At 51.2% G+C, this 18,865-nt stretch carries 14 protein-coding genes and 1 pseudogene; 6 read left to right on the top strand and 9 right to left on the bottom strand.

All coding sequences use genetic code 11. From position 1 onward, the window contains the following. Positions 1–146: 146 nt before the first annotated feature. From NFS35_RS11630 to NFS35_RS11615, 4 genes are all read left to right on the top strand, one after another. Complete coding sequence (locus NFS35_RS11630; protein WP_251207301.1) at positions 147–650, top strand: RNA polymerase sigma factor; 504 nt, start codon at positions 147–149, stop codon at positions 648–650. After that, entirely contained in the window at positions 640–1,557 is a 918-nt protein-coding gene (locus NFS35_RS11625; RefSeq protein WP_251207300.1) for a zf-HC2 domain-containing protein, read from the top strand. The genes NFS35_RS11630 and NFS35_RS11625 overlap by 11 nt, the downstream gene beginning before the upstream one ends. 454 nt (positions 1,558–2,011) lie before the next feature. Beyond that, positions 2,012–3,229 (top strand): ABC transporter permease family protein, encoded by a 1,218-nt coding sequence (locus tag NFS35_RS11620; RefSeq protein WP_251207299.1) that lies wholly within the window; start codon positions 2,012–2,014, stop codon positions 3,227–3,229. Then, positions 3,226–3,900, top strand: a complete 675-nt coding sequence (locus tag NFS35_RS11615; protein ID WP_251207298.1) for an ABC transporter ATP-binding protein — start codon at positions 3,226–3,228, stop codon at positions 3,898–3,900. Before NFS35_RS11620 ends, NFS35_RS11615 begins: the two co-directional genes overlap by 4 nt. A 647-nt stretch (positions 3,901–4,547) precedes the next feature. On the opposite strand, the gene NFS35_RS11610 is transcribed toward NFS35_RS11615, so the two are convergent. The 6 genes from NFS35_RS11610 to NFS35_RS11585 all read right to left on the bottom strand — a co-directional run bounded on the left by NFS35_RS11610 (position 4,548) and on the right by NFS35_RS11585 (position 14,175). Continuing rightward, positions 4,548–6,131: a mannitol dehydrogenase family protein gene (locus NFS35_RS11610; RefSeq protein ID WP_251207297.1), complete on the bottom strand. Its 1,584-nt coding sequence runs from the start codon at positions 6,129–6,131 to the stop codon at positions 4,548–4,550. Between the two features lie 198 nt (positions 6,132–6,329). Further along, positions 6,330–7,406 (bottom strand): mannonate dehydratase, encoded by a 1,077-nt coding sequence (gene uxuA / locus NFS35_RS11605; RefSeq protein WP_334303554.1) that lies wholly within the window; start codon positions 7,404–7,406, stop codon positions 6,330–6,332. Between the two features lie 268 nt (positions 7,407–7,674). Beyond that, positions 7,675–9,450, bottom strand: a complete 1,776-nt coding sequence (locus NFS35_RS11600; RefSeq protein WP_251207295.1) for a glycoside hydrolase family 3 protein — start codon at positions 9,448–9,450, stop codon at positions 7,675–7,677. Between the two features lie 339 nt (positions 9,451–9,789). After that, positions 9,790–10,182 carry a TM2 domain-containing protein gene (locus tag NFS35_RS11595; RefSeq protein WP_251207294.1) on the bottom strand — a complete coding sequence of 131 codons (393 nt, stop codon included), beginning with the start codon at positions 10,180–10,182 and terminating at the stop codon, positions 9,790–9,792. 93 nt (positions 10,183–10,275) lie between these two features. Beyond that, entirely contained in the window at positions 10,276–11,778 is a 1,503-nt protein-coding gene (locus NFS35_RS11590; RefSeq protein ID WP_251207293.1) for an MFS transporter, read from the bottom strand. A 129-nt stretch (positions 11,779–11,907) separates the two neighbouring features. Beyond that, complete coding sequence (locus NFS35_RS11585; RefSeq protein ID WP_251207292.1) at positions 11,908–14,175, bottom strand: glycoside hydrolase family 2 protein; 2,268 nt, start codon at positions 14,173–14,175, stop codon at positions 11,908–11,910. Between the two features lie 208 nt (positions 14,176–14,383). Here NFS35_RS11585 and NFS35_RS11580 point away from each other — a divergent pair, with 208 nt between their 5' ends. Both NFS35_RS11580 and NFS35_RS11575 read left to right on the top strand, forming a co-directional pair. Next, positions 14,384–15,625, top strand: coding sequence for an AraC family transcriptional regulator (locus NFS35_RS11580; protein WP_251207291.1), 1,242 nt, complete (start codon positions 14,384–14,386; stop codon positions 15,623–15,625). A gap of 142 nt (positions 15,626–15,767) precedes the next feature. Next, positions 15,768–16,616: an HAD family hydrolase gene (locus tag NFS35_RS11575; RefSeq protein ID WP_251207290.1), complete on the top strand. Its 849-nt coding sequence runs from the start codon at positions 15,768–15,770 to the stop codon at positions 16,614–16,616. A gap of 24 nt (positions 16,617–16,640) precedes the next feature. Here NFS35_RS11575 and NFS35_RS11570 read toward each other — a convergent pair whose 3' ends face one another. From NFS35_RS11570 to NFS35_RS11560, 3 genes and pseudogenes are all read right to left on the bottom strand, one after another. Beyond that, complete coding sequence (locus NFS35_RS11570; protein WP_251207289.1) at positions 16,641–18,158, bottom strand: flotillin family protein; 1,518 nt, start codon at positions 18,156–18,158, stop codon at positions 16,641–16,643. A gap of 206 nt (positions 18,159–18,364) precedes the next feature. Further along, a pseudogene (locus NFS35_RS29665) lies at positions 18,365–18,586 on the bottom strand (Uma2 family endonuclease); the annotation flags it as partial. Then, positions 18,537–18,824 (bottom strand): hypothetical protein, encoded by a 288-nt coding sequence (locus NFS35_RS11560; protein ID WP_251207288.1) that lies wholly within the window; start codon positions 18,822–18,824, stop codon positions 18,537–18,539. The pseudogene NFS35_RS29665 and the gene NFS35_RS11560, both read right to left, overlap by 50 nt. Positions 18,825–18,865: the final 41 nt, after the last annotated feature.

Raw genomic sequence — 18,865 nt, 5'->3', positions numbered from 1 at the left:
ACTTTGGGAATTCTTTCTCCGAAAAAATACTCGATACTCTTTGCCTGCGGTTCCTTCAAAGGCTATAATGAAAAAAGAAAAAAATATTTCAAAAAACTTGTAAGGTTTTTGGAACTGGGAAGTCTTATAAGCGAGGAGGTGAGAAGGTGGCAGGTTTCGAAGAAGAATTTGAAAAAATTTATATCAGATACTTTAATGATGTATTTCTTTTTCTCAAAAAGCTGTCAAAAGACGAAAGCATTGCAGAAGAGATCACAAGCGAAGCTTTTTTTAAGGCAATGGGTTCCATAAATCATTTTCGCGGCGAAACAGACGTCCGTGTCTGGCTTTGCCAAATTGCAAAAAACTGTTATTTCTCCCACTTGAAGAAGCAACAGCGTATTGAAGCTATGGATGATATGGATTTCCCGGACACCCAAGACACCATTGAGGAACGAATAGCAAAGCAATGCGATGCCATGCAGATCCATCGCCTGCTGCATCATTTAGAGGAACCCTATAAAGAAGTTTTTATGCTGCGGGTCTTTGGAGAGTTAAGTTTTAAACAAATTGCAGATATTTTTCAAAAAACAGATAACTGGGCCTGCGTCACTTATCACCGGGCAAGAAATAAAATATTATCGCAAATGGAGGACAAAGATGAGCCATAAATGTAATATAATCAAAGACATCCTTCCGCTTTATGCAGAAGACATGGTAAGTACGGATACACGGGAGTTTGTCAGTGAACATCTGGAACATTGTGAAGCCTGCCGTGCAGAGCTTGCACATATGCGGAAACCTGCGGACTTTATCCCCGACGCTGCTGTTGTTCCGCTAAAAAGAATCAAAAAAGGATTATTTATCAAACGACTTCAGACTGTTTTTTTTACTGCAATTTTGGCATGCGCCATAGCGGCGGTTGCTTTCGGGATTCTAACATCCCCTAAATTTTTCCCCTATTCCGACGGCTTGTTCCAAGTTATCGATGGCCCTGACGGGAGCATTGCCATCACATTTGACAATAAAGTGACAGGTTATAGCTGTATGAAAGAATTCGACAATGAAACAGAAACTGAGATTTATCGCATAAATGCCTGGACTACAACCTGGGACTTACATTCCTCTCATCGCGGAAGACAAAACATGGTCATACCTTCCGATAGAGAACCTAAAATCCGGATTTTCTATGCCCAAAACGACGGTTCTGAAGATGTGCTGATTTATGGGTCAAATGAAAATGCAGAAGAAAATGGCGTGACACTGCCAAGACTGATTCTCATGCCGTACTTTTTATTCGCCCTTTTCGCCCTTGTTGCCCTGGCAATTATGCGGTTCCTATTGAGAAATAAGTCGGCTGTCACGATTTGGCTTGACAGAGTGCTGTTATTCCCCATTTCCTACCTTGCAGCGCATCTTTGCACAAAGGGAATCCGCTTTACCACGTATTCGTCACAACGGGATTTCTGCATTATCCTTCTGGTCGCTATCCTGTTCTATTTTGCCCTGTTGACAGGAAAATCTCTCTATCAAGCAAAAATAGCGGCATCTCAGAAGAAAGCCGAACAGGAACGCTGAGCGCGCTTTGAGGGGGCACACATGAAAAAATCTCTATTTAGGCCAACGGATATATTAGAGCTAAGTATTGCATATATTTTCTGCTTTTTTCTGAATCTGCTTTTTGATTATGGAAAGACTTTAGACCTGGATTCTTATCTTCTGGAAGCTTTTTTGAAGAATTACATGGATTACCGGACCTTAATTGTCCTGGTATTTACATCTATTGCAATTGTTTTTCACTATCAAATGCTGCGCAGAAAAAAGGAGGAAATATTTTGCAGAATACTTGTAGGAGCTACTGTATTTCATATCACGATTCGGTATATACAGGATTGTCTAAGGATATTAATTCCCGTTTATTTCCTATCGGTTTTGGCAAATTTTTATATGAATTTCAACTTGGCCAGCAATTTTTACTTAGTTCTTATTCTTATCACTTATATACTAATCAGCGCAAGGCAGGTGCGGAAATATGAAAATTTTTAAGTTCTTTGTTACACAAATATTTTTAAGAAAAGCGATACTTGGCATAGGTATGATTCTGTTGCTTTGCATGGCAAATTACATTACTTTTACTGCTGCCCGTTCCATTTTATCCACTTTTCAAGGGTATCAGGAAACAAACTATATCAATCAGGAAGGGGTTTACATCGCTAATTTAGACCCGGACAGCCCTATGGATATGGGTTTCATAAGCGAAAGCGGAACACAGGCAGTATATGACTATTTAAATAGTAATTTTGATTATGCTTTTTATACAGATGGATTTATTGTATCTATCCCTAACCCTGACGGTATGGAAATCTCATTGGGCTATATGAATGAGGGGTATTATAACTTAAAACAATTTGAACTTTCACAAGGGACAGATTTAGATTTCAATTACCAATTTGACAGGGAAATACCTGTTCTCATAGGAAAAGGGTTAAGCAAAACATACCCGGTCGGGTCAACCATAAAAATGGAAGAATCTGTCCTTGGGCGACCCATAACGCTAAAAGTTCAAGGGGTTTTGAAGCAGAATGCTTACCGTTCTAATTATTATGCTCTCAATTCCAAGACCTACTACAATTTTTCGATTCTGGTTCCTGTAAATGAGGAATTTCTGAATCACGCAGCGATAGACCTTACATTAAATGGCCTCATGGATGTTGCCATTCTGGGAACCACAAAGGAAGAAACAGCGGATTTAGGGAAGGTCATCAATGATAATTTGGGCTTAGAATTTAATTTCCTCAGCCAACAGGATAACTATGATTATTTCAAGGAATATTATCTTCATGCCTTAAAAATGATATGCATCATCACCTTTGTCTTACTTATCGTCATAACCTGTCTTTCTATTTGGAATGCATTCGTCAGTGTCCGTTCCATGTTGAAAGACTTTACAATCAATCTATTGGTGGGATTAAGTGATTCCAAGCTGAAACAAATTTTTTACGGTTATTTCGGGATACTTTCCTTTCTGAACCTAACAGCTGTTTTTATCATCACTGCTTTCAACAGATATGGGTGTTGGTTAAGAAAAGATGCTACTTTCGCCACTTACGGATTGTTTGGTTTGATAGGAATGGACTGGCTGGCTTTCTTGTTGGTAGCCGCTTCTGACATTCTTATGGGAGTAATTGTCGTGGAAAGCATGTTATGGAAAATCAAAAAAATTCCGATTTCCCTGGGGGTATTACAATGACGAGAATAATTGATTTAAGGGTGAAAGAAAAAATCTATAAGAGCAAAAAGACGCGGCTTTCCATATTAAATGACTTCAGCCTTCAAGTGGCCGCCGGTGAAAAAATTGCCATTGTAGGCGAATCCGGAGCAGGAAAAAGCTCCTTGCTGAATATCATCGGATTGATAGACAGAAATTACCATGGCGAATATGCTCTTTTGGGTTCGCTGACGAATGATTTACATGCAAGCAAGTTAGCGCAATGGCGAAACCAAAAGATTGGTTTCGTTCTTCAAGAGTCAGCGCTTATCAATTCTTTGACGATTGAAGATAACATCAAACTGCCTTTCCTTTACGCAGAGAAAAAAACGTTTCAGCCAGAGGATTTCGAAAGTGTAATCAGTGCAATCGGCTTGAAACCTATTCTAAAAAAGAAGCCGCTTGAGTGTTCTGGCGGTGAAAAAGCCAGAGCTGTATTTGCCAGAGGAATCATTATGAAACCTCAAATCATTCTAGCTGATGAGCCTACGGCGTCTCTGGATATGGAGAACAGAGAAAGAATTGTATCCTTGCTTTTTAAAATGAACAGAGAATTTAACACTACTGTTATCACTGTCACTCATGATCTGGAAATAGCCAATCGTCATGATAGAGTGATTCATCTTGAAAGTCCAGCCAGGAAATGTCAATAGCAAATTTGAAACAGCATCTGCCCCGTCCAGTGCCCCAGAGGATTTACGGACGCATTCCCTTCGCGGCCGGAAATTCTCTGCCCATGTTCGGGTACTGGCGGGGCAGATGCCAAACTTAATAGGAGTAAATAAAATGGGATTTTTCGCAATGATTGCGTCAATGCTGCTGGGGATATTTTTTATTGTCATCGGATTATCCCGCAGAAAGCATAAGGGGTGGTCTATAATTCTGATTACATTTGGAGTCGTATTTGTTCTGATTGCGGTTTATTTGGGATTTCCTAAATAAAAAATCCTCATAATGCATCCCCTCAATGAATGCGTCAAATCGGCATGAAACAAGGGGGGTTATCGGGAAATAACGTCTGCCCACAATATATGGCTGTGATTCCAATACGCCACAGTATATATCGTAGGCATACCGCCGTTTCCCAACATCCCCACTTTCCGTTCAAGGGCATCTTTCCGCACCTGCCCCGCAAACCCCCGGGAGCGGGCAAGCCAGAGCAACTCCCAGGCCCCGCAGCTCTCCCGCAACCCTACGGGAGCCCACAGGCGGCCTGGGACTTTTTTCGCCCGAATTGCCTGACGCTCTGCTCCGAAAGCAGAACACGAATCCGGAGAACCCTGGGGCCGGCAATCAGCCGTCAGCGTGCGGACACATACTTATGCAGCGTCCTGCGCACCGCCCCGGGGCCTGCGAACAGTTCCGCGGCCATCCCTTCGATGCGCCGGCCCAGTCCCGCCGCGTACAGATCCACGCCGAACACGTCCTTCCGGCCAAACAGCTCCTTCAGGCAGGAGAAGTCCTGCTCCCCTTCCTTCACTTCCAGCGGCGCCACGATTGCCCGCAGCTCCTCCAGCAGCGGATCCGGGGAGGGCTCGAATTCTTTGCCCTGGTCGTCGATGCCCCGGATATACCGGGCATATCCCGCCAGCACCAGCGGCAGCAGCACCAGGTCGTCCATGTTCAGCCCTTTTGCCTGATAGGCCTTGATGGTCTCGCCGAACCGGATAGGGAGCTTTTGGCTGGTGTCCGTGGCGATGCGCTGGGGCGCGTCAGGCATGAAAGGATTGGGCAGACGGCGGTTCAGCACCGCGTCAATGAAGTCCCCGGGCTTCAGGACGCCGGGATCCACCACCACGGGCATGGCCTCGATGTGGCCCAGCTTCGTAATCAGCCCTCTGATGTCCTCGTCCGCCATTTCGGCCGAAATCAAGTCATACCCCAGCAGGCATCCGTAAATGGACATGGCCGTGTGAAGGGGGTTCAGGCAGGTGCAGACCTTCATCCGCTCCACCTTGTCCACGGTCTCCCTGTCCACGTACATCACGCCGCCCAGCTCCAGGGGCGGACGGCCGTTGGTGTAGTTGTCTTCGATGACCAGATACTCCGTCTCCTCCGCGTTGACGAAAGGCGCGGTATAGGTGCGCTTATCTGTGATGATGGTGTAATTGTCTTCAAATCCGTCCTCCGCCAGCATTTTCTGCACTTTCTCGTCCGGGCGGGGGGTAATCTTGTCAATCATGCTCCAGGGGTAGGTGACCTTGGCGGGATCCTGCACATACTCCAGGAATTCCTTCGGCACCAGTCCCTCCTGGGCCCATCTGGCAGCGTAGGCGACGACGGCGGCTTTCACCTTGTCCCCGTTGTGGGAGCAGTTGTCCATGCTCTGGAGGGTCAGGGGCAGCTTCCCCGCCAGGAAACGCTCGTACAGGAGCAATGTCACCTTTCCCATGATCAGCGCGGGGGACAGCCCCTTCTCCAGGTCTGCGGGCGCTACCCCATAGCCCTTCTCCGTGATGGTGAAGGAGATCATCTGGAGGCTGGGATTTTGGAAAATCTCCGCCAGGCGCGCCCAGTCGCTTTCAAATTGCGCGTCAGCCTTCAGGCTCTCCGTCACGGAAGCGATGACCTTCTTCTGGATATTCCCATCTGACTGCAGGCACACCAGGAGGCTTAAATTGTCATAGGGCGCGTAGGCTTTGTCGATGATTTCAAAGTCAAACCCCTCCGCTACAATGACACCCTTGTCATATTTTCCGGAGTCCAGCGCCTGCTGTAATATAGCCGCCGGAAACGCCCGGAACAGATTCCCGGCTCCGAAATGCACCCAGGCAGGCTCCGCATGGGTCTTGGCCCGCACCGCTTCGATGTCGAACTGCGGCATCTGATATCCTTTTTCCGCCCACTGGGGGCCGACTTCTTTTTTGATATCGATCAGTTTCATGAATTATAACTCCTTTTCTTCAGAGAACCGACTGCGGCAGCCGCCCTCCGTTCCGGAAGACAATTGCCTGTCCGTTCCGGAAGATGCAGCTTCAAAATAAAGCCGATTCCTTATACGATAAAATCCAGGCAAACCAGGTTTCAAGCATGCCTTGCCCAATCCGCTATTGGACAGCCTGCTTTTCCGCTGGAATGCCATTTATTCCATATCCAGCTTATCCAGCATATCCCAGATGCCCCACATATACATGATTCCCAGGGCACGGTCATACAATCCGTAGCCGGGACGCACATTGCCGGGGCCTTCATTCCACAGATGGCGTCCGTGATCGGGGCGGATATACCCCTCAAAGCCGCAGTCATGATATGCCTTGATGATATCCAGGATGCCTGTGTCCCCGTCGCAGTCCCTGTGGCTGGCCTCGGAGAAGTCGCCGTTAGGGAAATGCTTCACATTGCGGATATGGGCAAAGGCAATCCTGTCGCAATGCTTGCGGACGATGCTTGCCACATTATTCTCCGGATTCGCGTTCAGGCTTCCCGAGCAAAGCGTCAGACAGTTGTAAGGATCGTCCACCAGCTCCAGGAACTTGTCTACAGACGCCGCATCCACCAAAAGCCTGGGCAGGCCGAAGATATCCCATGGGGGATCGTCCATATGGATAGCCATCTTGATATCGCACTCATGGCACACCGGCATCAGCTGCTCCAGGAAATATTTCAGGTTCTCCCACAGCTTCTCCTTGGTGACGGGCTTGTAAGCCTCGAACAGCTCATCCAGCTTTGCCATACGCTCCGGCTCCCAGCCGGGGAACGTAAGTCCGTGCAGATTATTCAGGATATAATCTGCCATCTCTTTCGGGTCGTCATGAATCTTACCGGCCTCATAATACAGAGCCGTGGAACCGTCTCCCACGGGATGGAACAGATCCGTGCGCGTCCAGTCGAACACCGGCATGAAATTGTAGCAGATCACCTTCACCCCGAACTTGGACAGATTGCGGATGGTCTGGATATAATTGGCGATATACCCGTCCCGGCTGGGCAGGCCGATTTTGATGTCGTCATGGACATTCACGGACTCCACCACATCCATGTTGAAGCCGTAAGGCTCCAATGCTTTCTGTACCTTCGCGATTTCTTCCACTTCCCAGACCTCACCGGGCATCTTGTCATGCAAAGCCCATACGATACTGGTCACGCCCGGAATCTGCTTGATGTCCGACAGCTTGATGTCGTCATTGCCCTCGCCGTACCAGCGAAAGCCCATTTGCATTCCCATATAATGATATCCCTCCTGTCTTTTTTATTTTGCGCCACATATTGTAAGCGCTTACATTTCCTTATTTTAATACCTTGTTCCAATTTATGCAACCATTATATTCCAAATTTCCAATATACTAATTTCAAACTCACTTGTACCCCAAGCCTGGAAGAATGCCCCATCACTTTGGGCATTCTTCCGGGCAAATGAACTTCTCATGCTTTTACAGCCTGGCTAGTCTCTTACAGCCTGGCTAGTCTCTTACAGCCTGGCTAGTCTCTTACAGCCTGGTATCCCAAACTCCGCAGTATGAATCCACCGGATCTTGCCCCTCGAAAGCCTCTGCGCCGGCCATCAGCTTCTCCACCAGCGAGTCAAAAGTGCTGTCCAGCACATCATAGGTATTGATATAAGTGCGGGCCTGAGGGATGTCCGCCAGCACGAAAGGCTGCTTAGTACCGATGACGATGACCGGGAGTTCATGCACATACCAGGGAATCTCCCCGCCGCCCTTGGTCATGCCGAAAGACGGCCTCGCCACCGGCTGGAACCCGCCCGCGATGTCCACCATAGTGATAATCAAATCCTGCTTGGCCACGAAATCTTTGATGGTATCCTTGCCGGCAAAATAGAGATTGATATTCGGTTTTCCGCCCTCCTGGGCCTCCTTCAGCATCTTCTGGACAGGGCTTTCATAGATAAATACTTGGAACCCTTTTGCCTCCAGCCTGGTCTTCAGCTTTTCGGCGGGAGATACCTTGTTCTTGTTCATCAGCGCGCCCAGTCCCGGCGCCTCCAGCCCTTTCACATAGACAATCATAATCTTCTTATATTTCTCAGGCGTCAGGGGCAGCACGTCCTCATCCTTATATTTCACCAAAGTGACAGACTTGTCGGAAATCTCTTTCTGCATGGCCTTATGGGCTTCACAGCCAATGATCTCCTCCATCCGGGATTTCGGCGGCACAAGCTCTGTCTTCGCCTTTTTGTGCAGTCCCATATGAGCTTTCAGGGCCAGGATGCGGTGAAGCGCATCGTTCAGACGCTCTTCCGTAATCCTGCCGTCCAGATAGCCCTGCTTCATGGCCTCGAAGTCCTCGTCCATGTCGTTGAAGAACAGGAACATGTCGATACCGGCCGCGATGGCCGCGGGCATCAGGTCTTTGCGCTTCATACGGCAGGTCAGGCCTACCATGTGGGAAGCGTCCGTGAGCACCATGCCGTTGAAGCCCAGCTTCCCCCGCAGCAGGCCGTCTATCAGCTCAGGAGACAGCGTGGCGGGCATGATATCGTCGTCGGCAATCTCCGGGTTGAAATGCCTGGTGTAGGCAGGCTGCATGATATGCCCTGCCATGATTGCTTCCAGTCCGTTGTCAATCAGGTTCTGGTACACTTTGCCGAAAGTGGCGTCCCATTCCTCGCAGCTAAAATCATTCACACTGTTGGCCACATGCTGATCGCGGAAGTCCAGCCCGTCTCCGGGGAAGTGCTTGGCGGCACAGCAAAAGCCGGGATTGGCATGGGCCCCGTCCATGTAGGCTTTTGTCATCTCCGCCACTCTGTCCACTTCGTTCCCATATGTCCTCAGACCGATGACCGGATTCTCCCAATTGTACAGGATATCGCTGACCGGGGCAAAAGAGAGGTTGCAGCCGATTGCAGCCGCCTCTTTATTGGACATATGGCCCAGCTCGTACGCATACTGCACGTTGCGGGTGGCGCCAATCTTGGTCTGGCTGCCGATGGTGGTGCCGTCCACGCAGGCGCCGTCCCCGCCATTCTCCGTGTTGCAGGCGATGATCAGGGGAATCTTGCTGTTCTCCTGGAGGATGCGATTCTGTTCCTGCACCTCGGCAGCCGTGGCGGGATTGTAGCGGATGCCGCCTATGTGATATTTCTCCACCGTCATCTTCAGGTACTCCTCATCCCTGCTGGAGCCCATATTGAAGAACAGCTGGCCGATCTTCTCGTCCAGAGTCATGTTTGCAATGGTGTCTTCCACCCATTTACAGTCCTCGTCAGACAGATAAAAGGGATTCGCTTTCATATTGACCATATCTTTGTCTTCTCCTTTCCATATTTCAGGTATTTTCAGACATTTGCCTCTTTATGCAATTACGAAACTCCGCTTATCCCATAGGATGGATTTCTCGGCTGTCTGTTATACATTTATATTTCGGTATCATTTTAAAAATCGGGCGGAACCTATTGCCACCACCATCCGTCTCTCTGGTACAAATAGTTCCGCCAAACTCTTTGGCTATCCGCTTCGCGGAGGGCGCCAGACCCTTATGCTCGGCGGATTTTATGATTGTTTGGTACAATAGAATCCATAGGGATGGATTCTATAACCTTGTACAATAGAATCCGAAGAAATGGATTCTATTGTCTTGCATTATACGCATATATTCCCATCCTTATCCGCTTCCTTAGGAATAGCCGCCATCAAATCAATGATGGTCATGGCCAGGGGAAATCCTGTCCAGAAAAGCGCCAGATACAGGACGGCCACCACCCACTGTCTCGCATAGAAACGATGGCCGCCCATCCATCCGGTGAAAAGCGCCAGCAACAGATATTTCTTCCGGCTGACCGTCCGAAGCTCCTTTGCATCCCTTTTATTGAAAAAATTCGAGATAGCCCTGGATATCTTTCCCTCTTTGGGCCGGATGCCATATTCCTCTCTCACAGCATCCAGCTCGGCCTTTGCCGCAAGGTATTCCTCCATTGTCACTTCTTCTCTCTTTGCCTTACCCGATTTCGCCTTACCGGAATCCCTGTTCTTCATGCTGGCGTTCCCCTGTTTCCTTTTTGTATACAATCCTGTTCTGCTGTACTCACAAACACTGACCTGTTACAGGATGTTCATGCGTATGTACTTTTAAGCGGATTTTTTCATGGCCTTTGCCTTGATTGCCGCCACCTCGGCCTGGATGGATTCCATCTTCTCCTTGGTCAGCGGATAGAACTTCAGGGCCACCACATTGCACAGACATCCCAGAATGATCATGCCGTATGCCAGGAATACCGACACATAGAGCAGGGACGTGCTGTAGGGCGTGCTGGCATTGGGAAGCTGGTCCTTGAACCCGATGGCCGCGAACATCAGGCCTGCCACCATGGGCGCAAGAGAGGAGATAATCTTATCCACGAAGCTGAACAGCGTCCCCATCATACCGGGCACATATTTCCCGGTACGGTACACCTCATAATCCGCACAGTCCGCCGTCATGGGAATGACGATATTGCCGGCAACGCCCTGGAAGCCTCCCTGAGCTATGCTGAGTATGACATAGAGGATGGCAAAATATCCCCATCGCAGGCCGCCGTCCGCGCCGTTCATACTTGTGGGATCTCCGAAAATCCAGAGAACGCTCAGCAGACCGCACACGATAATCTCCCCCCAGGAGCCGATCAGCATCGCCTTTCTCTGTCCCAGAGTAGTGGCCAGTCCCGCCACGCCGCAGATCAGGAGAATCGTACTGGGTATGGATACAAAACCTGTCAGCGTTCCGTTGAGAGCAAAGTTTCCGGCTACCACGCCGAACAAAACGATGGTAACCGCGCTGGTCTTGGCGGAAGAGGCCAGCTTGTCAGTGGAAGCGGACACCACCAGCATCTGGATGGCGCGGTTCCCCTTCAGAGTCTCCCAGTAGTCCTTCAGGCCCACCTTGACCGCTTTTCCGGTTCCGAAGAATTCGGTCCTGTCCTTGGGCGCTATAGAAATCACAGCGATTGCGGTAAAAATGGCGCTGAGGATTGCCACAATCAGCCACATATCATGATAGAATCCCGTGGTGAGGATACCGTCCAGATCCGGAGTCGTATGCCTTTCCAACAGTCTGGCTGCCAGAATCGCGAATCCGGTCCACAGGAAAGTGTTGTAGATACCGTCAAAAACGGCAAACAGAGGTCTCTGCTTGGGATCGTTGGTCAGACAGCTCTGGGCCGACTTGGTGACCACGCACTGGAAAGTATAGCCCACATAATAGACAGCCGCAATCACAATGAAAAATCCGAAACGAAGCGCATTGTTCTCCGGCAGCAGATGAGTCACATGGTACATAATAAAGCTCATCACGAGCAGAATGACATTGCCGATTACCATGAAAGGCCGGTTCTTGCCGAACTTGCCGTTGGTCTTGTCAACCACATATCCGATGAACGGATCCGTCACGCCGTCCCAGATACGCATCATCATGGCGAAGCTGGAGGCAGTCACCGTGGCCACTCCAGCAAAGCCGCCCAGATAATACGCCACATAGTTCATCAGGAACAGGTACAGATTCGTGGCGGTATTGTTCAGCGCGAAACCGCCGATACGCCACAGCGGAACCCGATGGACACCGTTTGCACCGTAATACTTGGAAGTATTGCTGCTCATATTTTCTCTCCTATTCTTGTTTTCCCCTGCACGTTGGCGAAAGGCGGCCTTTCCGCCGCCCGCGCCGCAAAGGCCGCCTCCGCGCAGGGACTGTTTTCGCTTCCTTTTTGCCTTTCTTTTTCTTATTTTTTAGTTCTTGTCAATCTCTACCAGCTTGGCATTGATGCTTTCCAGGAAGCCCTTGGGCATCGCAGAGCCTGCCATGCCGCACATCTTCTCCGGCGTCATGCTCTTCATCATATCCCACATGCCCACTCCGGGCGCCACGTCGAAATTCGTTGCCAGCTTCACGGCATTGTGGACAATTTCAAAAGCCTCCGGACATTTTGAAAGTTCTTCCATGGTATCCCTGACGCTGTACTTGCCCTCCGGAAACTCCATGGGAGCCTCCAGATCCAGGTCTCCGGCCAGCTTGAACCAGTTCGCCACGCCCTCTGCCCTCTCGTTCACCTCGGGAAGCACATAGATGGACGGCTCTTTCTCCACTTTCTCCAGAGTCATGCTGTCTTTCAGGTTTCCGGCCACTGCAGTGACGATATTGAAGCCCTCTTCCAGCGCTACGGTATAGACGAATACCTTCTCCGCCGTCTTCTCTTCCACCAGTTTCCCGTTCAGGTACAGCGCCACTGCGGGCTGGTTGGAGTAGACTCTGATCTCCGTAGTCTCTCCTGCCCTCTGGGCATAGCGCCTGCCGCACAGATGCACCATGGGCGCTTTGCTCCAGTATGCCTGGTATACATAGTAGCTGTCTTTCTTCGTCCTGCGGTCCATGGTGACCAGACCCTTGTTGTTGCGTCCTGCCACACCGCCCTCATTCCTGGCCGCGCAGCCAAAATCGAACATGTTCCATACATGGCTGGACCACATCCAGGGCCTTTCGTCCAGCACCTTTGCCATATGCTCATGGTACAGCGCCTGGTACTCCTCGCTGTAGTCCTTGCAGGCGGGGTTGGGGCCGTGGTAGGTGACGATGCCCTCGCAGCCGTATTCGGATAAGCCTAAGCAGATTTCCGGATGTACCTTGTGGAACTCGTCCAGCCAGGGGCCGTTCTCCTCCATCTTGCCGCCGTACCAGCCAAAGTAGTGATTGTAGCTCTCCACATCCGTGATGCCGTGCATGGGGCTCTCCACCGGCGTCATGGACACATGGGCGATGGTGGTGAGCCTGGTGGGGTCAAGCTCCTTGCAGAGCGCGTTCAGCTCTTTGTGATTCTCCACCAGCTGCTCTGAAATGCCGCCGATCAGGATTTCATTGGACACGCCCCAGAAGCAGATGGACGGATGGTTGTAGTTCTGAATGATCAGCTCCTTCATCTGGCTGATACAGTTCTGGTGGGCAGCCGGATCCGCGTTCATGACGCTGATGAAAGGAATCTCCGCCCATATGATGAAGCCTAACTCGTCGCAGGCATCGTAGAAGTCCTGGGAGTGCTGATAATGGGCCAGGCGGATGGTATTGGCGCCCAGCTCCTTGATGATTTTGGCATCCAGGTAATGATCCTCCCTGGTCAGCGCGTTGCCCTTGTAGAGCTGATCCTGATGCCTGCTCACGCCCCGCAGGGGAGTCTCCACGCCGTTGATGACAAAGCCCTTGTCCGGATCGCAGGAAAAGCTCCTGACGCCCACTTTGGCGGACACTTCATCATATGCCTCGTTCCTGCGCTGGAGGGTAGCCGTCACGGTGTACAGATAAGGATTGTCGATGTCCCATCTGACTGCGTCCGGCACATAGACAGTGACTTTCGTCTGGTCTGCGGGACGCACGGCGGAAGCCACTTCCCTGCCCTGGGCGTCTTTTACGGAGTACATTACCGTAAAGTTCTCGTCCCCGTTCGTCACCCAGGAAAACATCTCAAAGGCAGCGCCGCCGCATTCGCAGGGCTTTGGCGTCACCTGCAGGCCCGGGCCGCCGTAGTAATCCAGGTCAAAATGGACAGCCGGTACGCTGATCAGGTTCACGCCCCGGTACAGTCCGCCGTAGAATGTGAAGTCCGCCGCCTGGGGGTAGACATTGCTCTTGTTCTCATTGCTGCAGGCCACCGCCAGCAGATTGTCCCCCTCCTCCACGCACAGGTCGGTAATATCCGCCCGGAAAGTGGAATAACCGCCCTCATGATAGACCGCCTCTTTGCCGTTCACGTACACATGCGCCTGCTGGCCTGCCGCCGGGAATTCCACATAGACCCTTCCCCCTGCCAGAGGCTGCTTCGGGGTCTTGAAGCTTTTCGCGTACCAGTAGCAGCCGCGGTCATAGCTTCCGTTCCCGTCATGGCCGTCCACCGCATTCCATGAATGGGGCAGATCGACCTTTTCCCAGTCCTCCGGCAAGGCTTCCGGAAGCCCCGCATCTTTCCGAATGAATCTCCAGTCCTGATTCAGATGAATCAAATTCCGCATAATCGTCCTCCTCTACTCAAAATTAAAGCGCAAAATCCGCCAGTGTACTACTGCATATGACAATCTTCGGGCTACAAAATGCACACTTTATTTTTACACTTTATTAAAATTATATTAAAAATCTCCAAAATTTCATAGAACAATTTTAATTGATTTTAGCACTATTTTATGATAATATGAATACCATAAATAAATTGGAGGCATTCTGATGAATTCTGAAATATTTGGGACGTTTGTTTCCCTGTGCCGCAGCCTTGGCATACAGGTTCTCCTGTTCGGGCCGGATTACAGCCAGATACGGAATATAGATTATGGATTCCGGGGAGAAATATTCCAGGATTTCGACTACGGCAGGCTGGCCCGCCAATTGGAGGAGCATCTGGAGGCAGGCGTCTTTTATCTGTATGAGGATGACATGAAGCTGCACTATACCATGTTCCGTCTTCCGGAGGGCGGACTGCCGGCGGATATATCGCCGGAGTCTGACCGCGCCGTCTGCTGCATAGGCCCTCTTCTCCATGAACCCATCAGCAGGCCCGGACTGTACGAGCTCATGGACAAGCTGGGAATCATGCCCCCCCTGCGGCAGAATTTCAGCGAATTCTATCACCGGATTCCCCTGTTCCCATCCTTTGACACCTGGAACCAGCTGGTCAGCTTCTTTCTGAACGAATGCGGAATCACCCTGAAGTACCTGGAAATCAACAATGATTCCCTGAAGTTTTCCCCTGCCCGTGTGCCGGACCGCTCCGTCCCCGATATGTCCGATGTGGCCTCAAAGGCCCTGGAGGAGCGCTATGAATGGGAAAACGCGCTGCTGGCCGCGGTGGCGGCAGGCAATCTGAAGCAGTCCATGGATGCCCTGTTCCAGCTGAGCCAGTACAAAATACCCGCGCGGATTGCAGATCCCATCCGCAGCCAGAAGAACCTCCTGCTGTCTTTCAACACCCTGCTGCGCAAGGCCGTAGAGCGGAGCCATGTCCATCCGCTCCATATAGACACCCTTTCAAGACAGCTGAGCATCCAGATTGAATCCGCGCTGATGCCGGATCAGCTGACCCCTCTGCCCGGCATCCTCATCCACAAATACTGCATGCTGGTGAACAACTATTCCAGGCGGGCCTATTCCCCTCTGGTGCAGACCTGTCTGGACTATGTGGATTTCCACTATAACGCGGATCTGTCGCTGTCGAGCCTGGCCGCCATGTGCTCCGTCTCTTCCGCCTATCTTTCGGCGCTTTTCAAGAAAGAGACGGGCATGACCATCACGGATCATATCAATTTTACCCGGATTCAGCAGTCCCTGTTCCTGCTGAATGCTTCCAGCCTTTCCATCGGCGAAATCGCTTCCCGCTGCGGCTTCTCCGACGCCAACTACTTCACGCGGACGTTCAAGAAGCTCCAGGGAAAGACGCCGAAAAGCTACCGGAGGGAAATGGGGATTAATTAATCAGGCAGACGCGGGACTATATCAGCGGCTGCCCGGCAAGTGCCCCAGAGGATTTACGGACGCATATCTTTTGCGGCCGGAAATTCTCTGCCGTGTCTGGGTACTGGGCGGGCAGACGCGGGACTATAATAAGGAGGAAAAAATGGCAGACACACTTTCGACCTATCAAAAGAAAAAAGACTTTCTGGTATGCGTGGACAGCGACGGCTGCGCCATGGATACCATGGATGTGAAGCACATCAAGGCTTTCGGCCCCTGTATGGTGACGGAGTGGGGACTGGAGCAGTGGCGGGAGGAAATCCTGGCGCGGTGGAATGAAATCAATCTCTACACCATGACCCGGGGCATCAACCGCTTCAAGGGGCTGTCTATGGCTCTTCGGGAAATTGATGAAAAATATACGAAAATCAAAGATCTGGACGCGCTGGCGCAGTGGGCCGCGAACAGCCCGGAACTGTCTAATGACGCTCTGCGGCGCTCTATAGAACAGAATCCCGAAAGCATCAGCCTGCCCAAGGCCCTGAGCTGGAGCCTGGCAGTGAACGCGTCCATCAATGCCCTTCCCGAGTCAGAGAAGCTTCCCTTTGAAGGCGTGAAAGAAGCCCTGGCCTACGCCCACCGGCATGCGGACGTGGCCATCGTGTCCAGCGCCAACCTGGGAGCCGTGCTGGACGAGTGGAAGCTGTACGGACTGCTGGAGCACACGGACATCGTCCTGGCCCAGGACGCGGGCAGCAAGGCTTTCTGCATCGGGGAGCTGCTGAAGAAGGGCTATGCGCCGGATCATGTGCTCATGTGCGGCGACGCACCGGGAGATCAGGACGCGGCGGAGAAGAACGGCGTGTTCTACTATCCTATCCTGGTAAAGCATGAGAAGGAAAGCTGGGCGGAGTTCACAGACAAAGGCCTGGCGCACCTGCTGGACGGCTCTTATGGCGGCGGGTACCAGGAGAAGAAATTGGCAGCATTCCTGAACAATCTGGGGGGATGAGGCTGCGTCCCTGCCAGCATGTAATCAGTCCCGGCTTGACTGCCCCTCTCCCTCCGGTTTCGTCCCCTTCGCCAGGGCCGCTTTCCCCGCCAGGAATCCGGACAGGACTGCCTGGAGATCCACACCTGTGGACTCCTTCAAGCCATCGGTCACCTGGACGACGGTTCCCATGACATCCTTCATGAGCTTCGTGGAATTGCCGTCGCCGTACATGGTAATCTTGTCCACGCTTGCAAGAGGCTCCGCGGCGTTTCTGACCACCTCGGGCAATGCCTTGAAGTACATTTCCAGCACAGCGGCTTCTCCCATCTTCGCCATGGCTTCCGCCTTTTTCTCGATGCCTTCCGCTTCCGCTACAGCCTTTGCCCGGATGGCTTCCGCCTCGGCCAGGCCTCTGGTTCGGATGCCGTTGGCTTCCTGCTCCATGGTATAGCGCTTCGCCTCCGCCTGGGCTTTCATTGCCTCGGCCTCTTTCTCGGTCTCGAACTTCTTGGCTTCCGCCTCTCGCTGGCGTTCGTACAGGATTGCGTCCGCCTGCTGTTGCTTGGCGAATTTTTCGGCCTCCGCCTTTTTCTTCACCTGGGCATCCAGGGACTGTTCCATGACCTCCGCTTCCCGCTGCTTTAACTGGATTTCTTTCTCCTGTTTCGCAATGTTGGCGTTGGCTGTGGTGATTTCCACGGTCTTACGCTGTTCCTCCTCCTGGATGCGGTAGGCGGCATCGGCCTCCGCCTGCTTGATGTCGGCTTCCCGTTTCAGCTCCGCTTTCCTTATGGCCAGGTCGTTCTGCTTCTTAGCAATCTCTGTGGCGGCGTTCACTTCCGCCTCATTGGATTCCCTCTTGGCGTTGGCCTGTGCCTTGGCGATTTCCTTCTCGCTCTCCGCTCGGGAGATGGCCGCGTTCTTCTGAATCTTGACGATATTGTCCACGCCCAGATTCTCGATGACCCCGTTGCCGTCCACGAAGTTCTGCACGTTGAAGCTGATGATGTCAAGCCCCATGGCCGCCAGGTCCGGCTCCGCGTTCTCCTTGACCAGCGTGGCGAATTTCTGTCTGTCGGAGACCATCTCCTCCAGGGCCATCTTGCCAACGATTTCACGCACATTGCCCTCCAACACTTCCCTGGCCACGCGTCCTATGTACTCCGCGTTCTTATTCAGGAAGTTCTGGGCCGCCAGCTTCAGGCGCTCTTCGTTGTCGCTGATCTTCACGTTCACGGTGGCGTCCACGTTGATGTTTATGTAGTCCGCCGTGGGAACGGCATTTGAAGTCTTCACGTCAATGGGAATCAGCTGCAGGTTCAGTTCATCTTTCCTCTCCAGAAAGGGAATCTTGATTCCCGCCTTTCCGATGAGCACCTTGGGGTTTTTCCGCAGCCCTGAAATAATCATCGCCGTGTCCGGGGGCGCTTTCACATACCCCGTCAGGAAGATCAGAAGCAATAGTGCAGCCACCGCCACCAGGACTACCACAATAGCGGGAAAGCCGCCGGAACCGGAAGCGATGCCAAGAACCGCAATGTCCAATACTGTTTTCGTCATGCCTTTATTCTCCTTTCCGAAAATCTGTTTTTCGGGTTTCTTCAGACTGCCTTACAGTCCTGTATTCATTATAGAACTTTGATAATAGAATCTGCCTTTTGATTCTATTATATAATTTTGATAATAGAATCTGCCTTTTGATTCTATTATATAATACAGGTTTTTCATCTGCAAGGCCCAATCAGATTTATTAAGCCTCTTTCCCGATCCGGCTCAAAATAGTTTATGGCATCATCGTACAGAAATACGCCGAATGGGGCAGCGTAAACTTCGCACTTTCCTTTCTGACTGTCAATATAGTTCGCGATTGTCTGATGCAATTTCCCACTGACTCTCTGATGCGTCCTGCCCGGAGGCGCCATATTGTAAATCCGTCCGTCAGTCAATTCCGCCCTCTCCCCATCGGGCAGTGCGGATATGTCGTCTATCGTACTTCACAGCTCGTTCCAGCTGGTAAGGGATAATCGCCTTGAACTTGTCTTCCGCGGTCACCATGTTGGTGCATTCCGGGCGGTCTCTTTCTTCACCTGCTCCCCGGTCAGGGTCAGGTGAACATCCCGGAAAGATTTCTCCGGAATAGAGGAATCTGCCCTTTCCATCTGCCGGAAGGAATTGTCGCAGCTCTCCACCTGAATATTTCGCGCTGAGAGAGCTATCGATATTCATTTGAGATCCACCAGTCAGGTGAGGGGATCCAGTTTATAACC

The sequence above is a fragment of the Acetatifactor aquisgranensis genome (assembly GCF_943193215.1).
GTDB lineage: Bacteria > Bacillota > Clostridia > Lachnospirales > Lachnospiraceae > Acetatifactor > Acetatifactor aquisgranensis.
This window is presented reverse-complemented; position numbering and strand designations above follow the sequence as displayed.

Excerpts from the sequence above, each read along its gene's own strand:
- NFS35_RS11560 (WP_251207288.1), bottom strand. The coding sequence starts at position 18,824 with ATGAATATCGATAGCTCTCTCAGCGCGAAATATTCAGGTGGAGAGCTG.
- NFS35_RS11615 (WP_251207298.1), top strand. The coding sequence starts at position 3,226 with ATGACGAGAATAATTGATTTAAGGGTGAAAGAAAAAATCTATAAGAGC.
- NFS35_RS11610 (WP_251207297.1), bottom strand. The coding sequence starts at position 6,131 with ATGAAACTGATCGATATCAAAAAAGAAGTCGGCCCCCAGTGGGCGGAA.
- NFS35_RS11625 (WP_251207300.1), top strand. The coding sequence starts at position 640 with ATGAGCCATAAATGTAATATAATCAAAGACATCCTTCCGCTTTATGCA.
- NFS35_RS11570 (WP_251207289.1), bottom strand. The coding sequence starts at position 18,158 with ATGACGAAAACAGTATTGGACATTGCGGTTCTTGGCATCGCTTCCGGT.
- NFS35_RS11575 (WP_251207290.1), top strand. The coding sequence starts at position 15,768 with ATGGCAGACACACTTTCGACCTATCAAAAGAAAAAAGACTTTCTGGTA.
- NFS35_RS11600 (WP_251207295.1), bottom strand. The coding sequence starts at position 9,450 with ATGGTCAATATGAAAGCGAATCCCTTTTATCTGTCTGACGAGGACTGT.
- uxuA (WP_334303554.1), bottom strand. The coding sequence starts at position 7,406 with ATGCAAATGGGCTTTCGCTGGTACGGCGAGGGCAATGACGACATCAAG.
- NFS35_RS11620 (WP_251207299.1), top strand. The coding sequence starts at position 2,012 with ATGAAAATTTTTAAGTTCTTTGTTACACAAATATTTTTAAGAAAAGCG.
- NFS35_RS11590 (WP_251207293.1), bottom strand. The coding sequence starts at position 11,778 with ATGAGCAGCAATACTTCCAAGTATTACGGTGCAAACGGTGTCCATCGG.
- NFS35_RS11595 (WP_251207294.1), bottom strand. The coding sequence starts at position 10,182 with ATGAAGAACAGGGATTCCGGTAAGGCGAAATCGGGTAAGGCAAAGAGA.
- NFS35_RS11580 (WP_251207291.1), top strand. The coding sequence starts at position 14,384 with ATGAATTCTGAAATATTTGGGACGTTTGTTTCCCTGTGCCGCAGCCTT.
- NFS35_RS11585 (WP_251207292.1), bottom strand. The coding sequence starts at position 14,175 with ATGCGGAATTTGATTCATCTGAATCAGGACTGGAGATTCATTCGGAAA.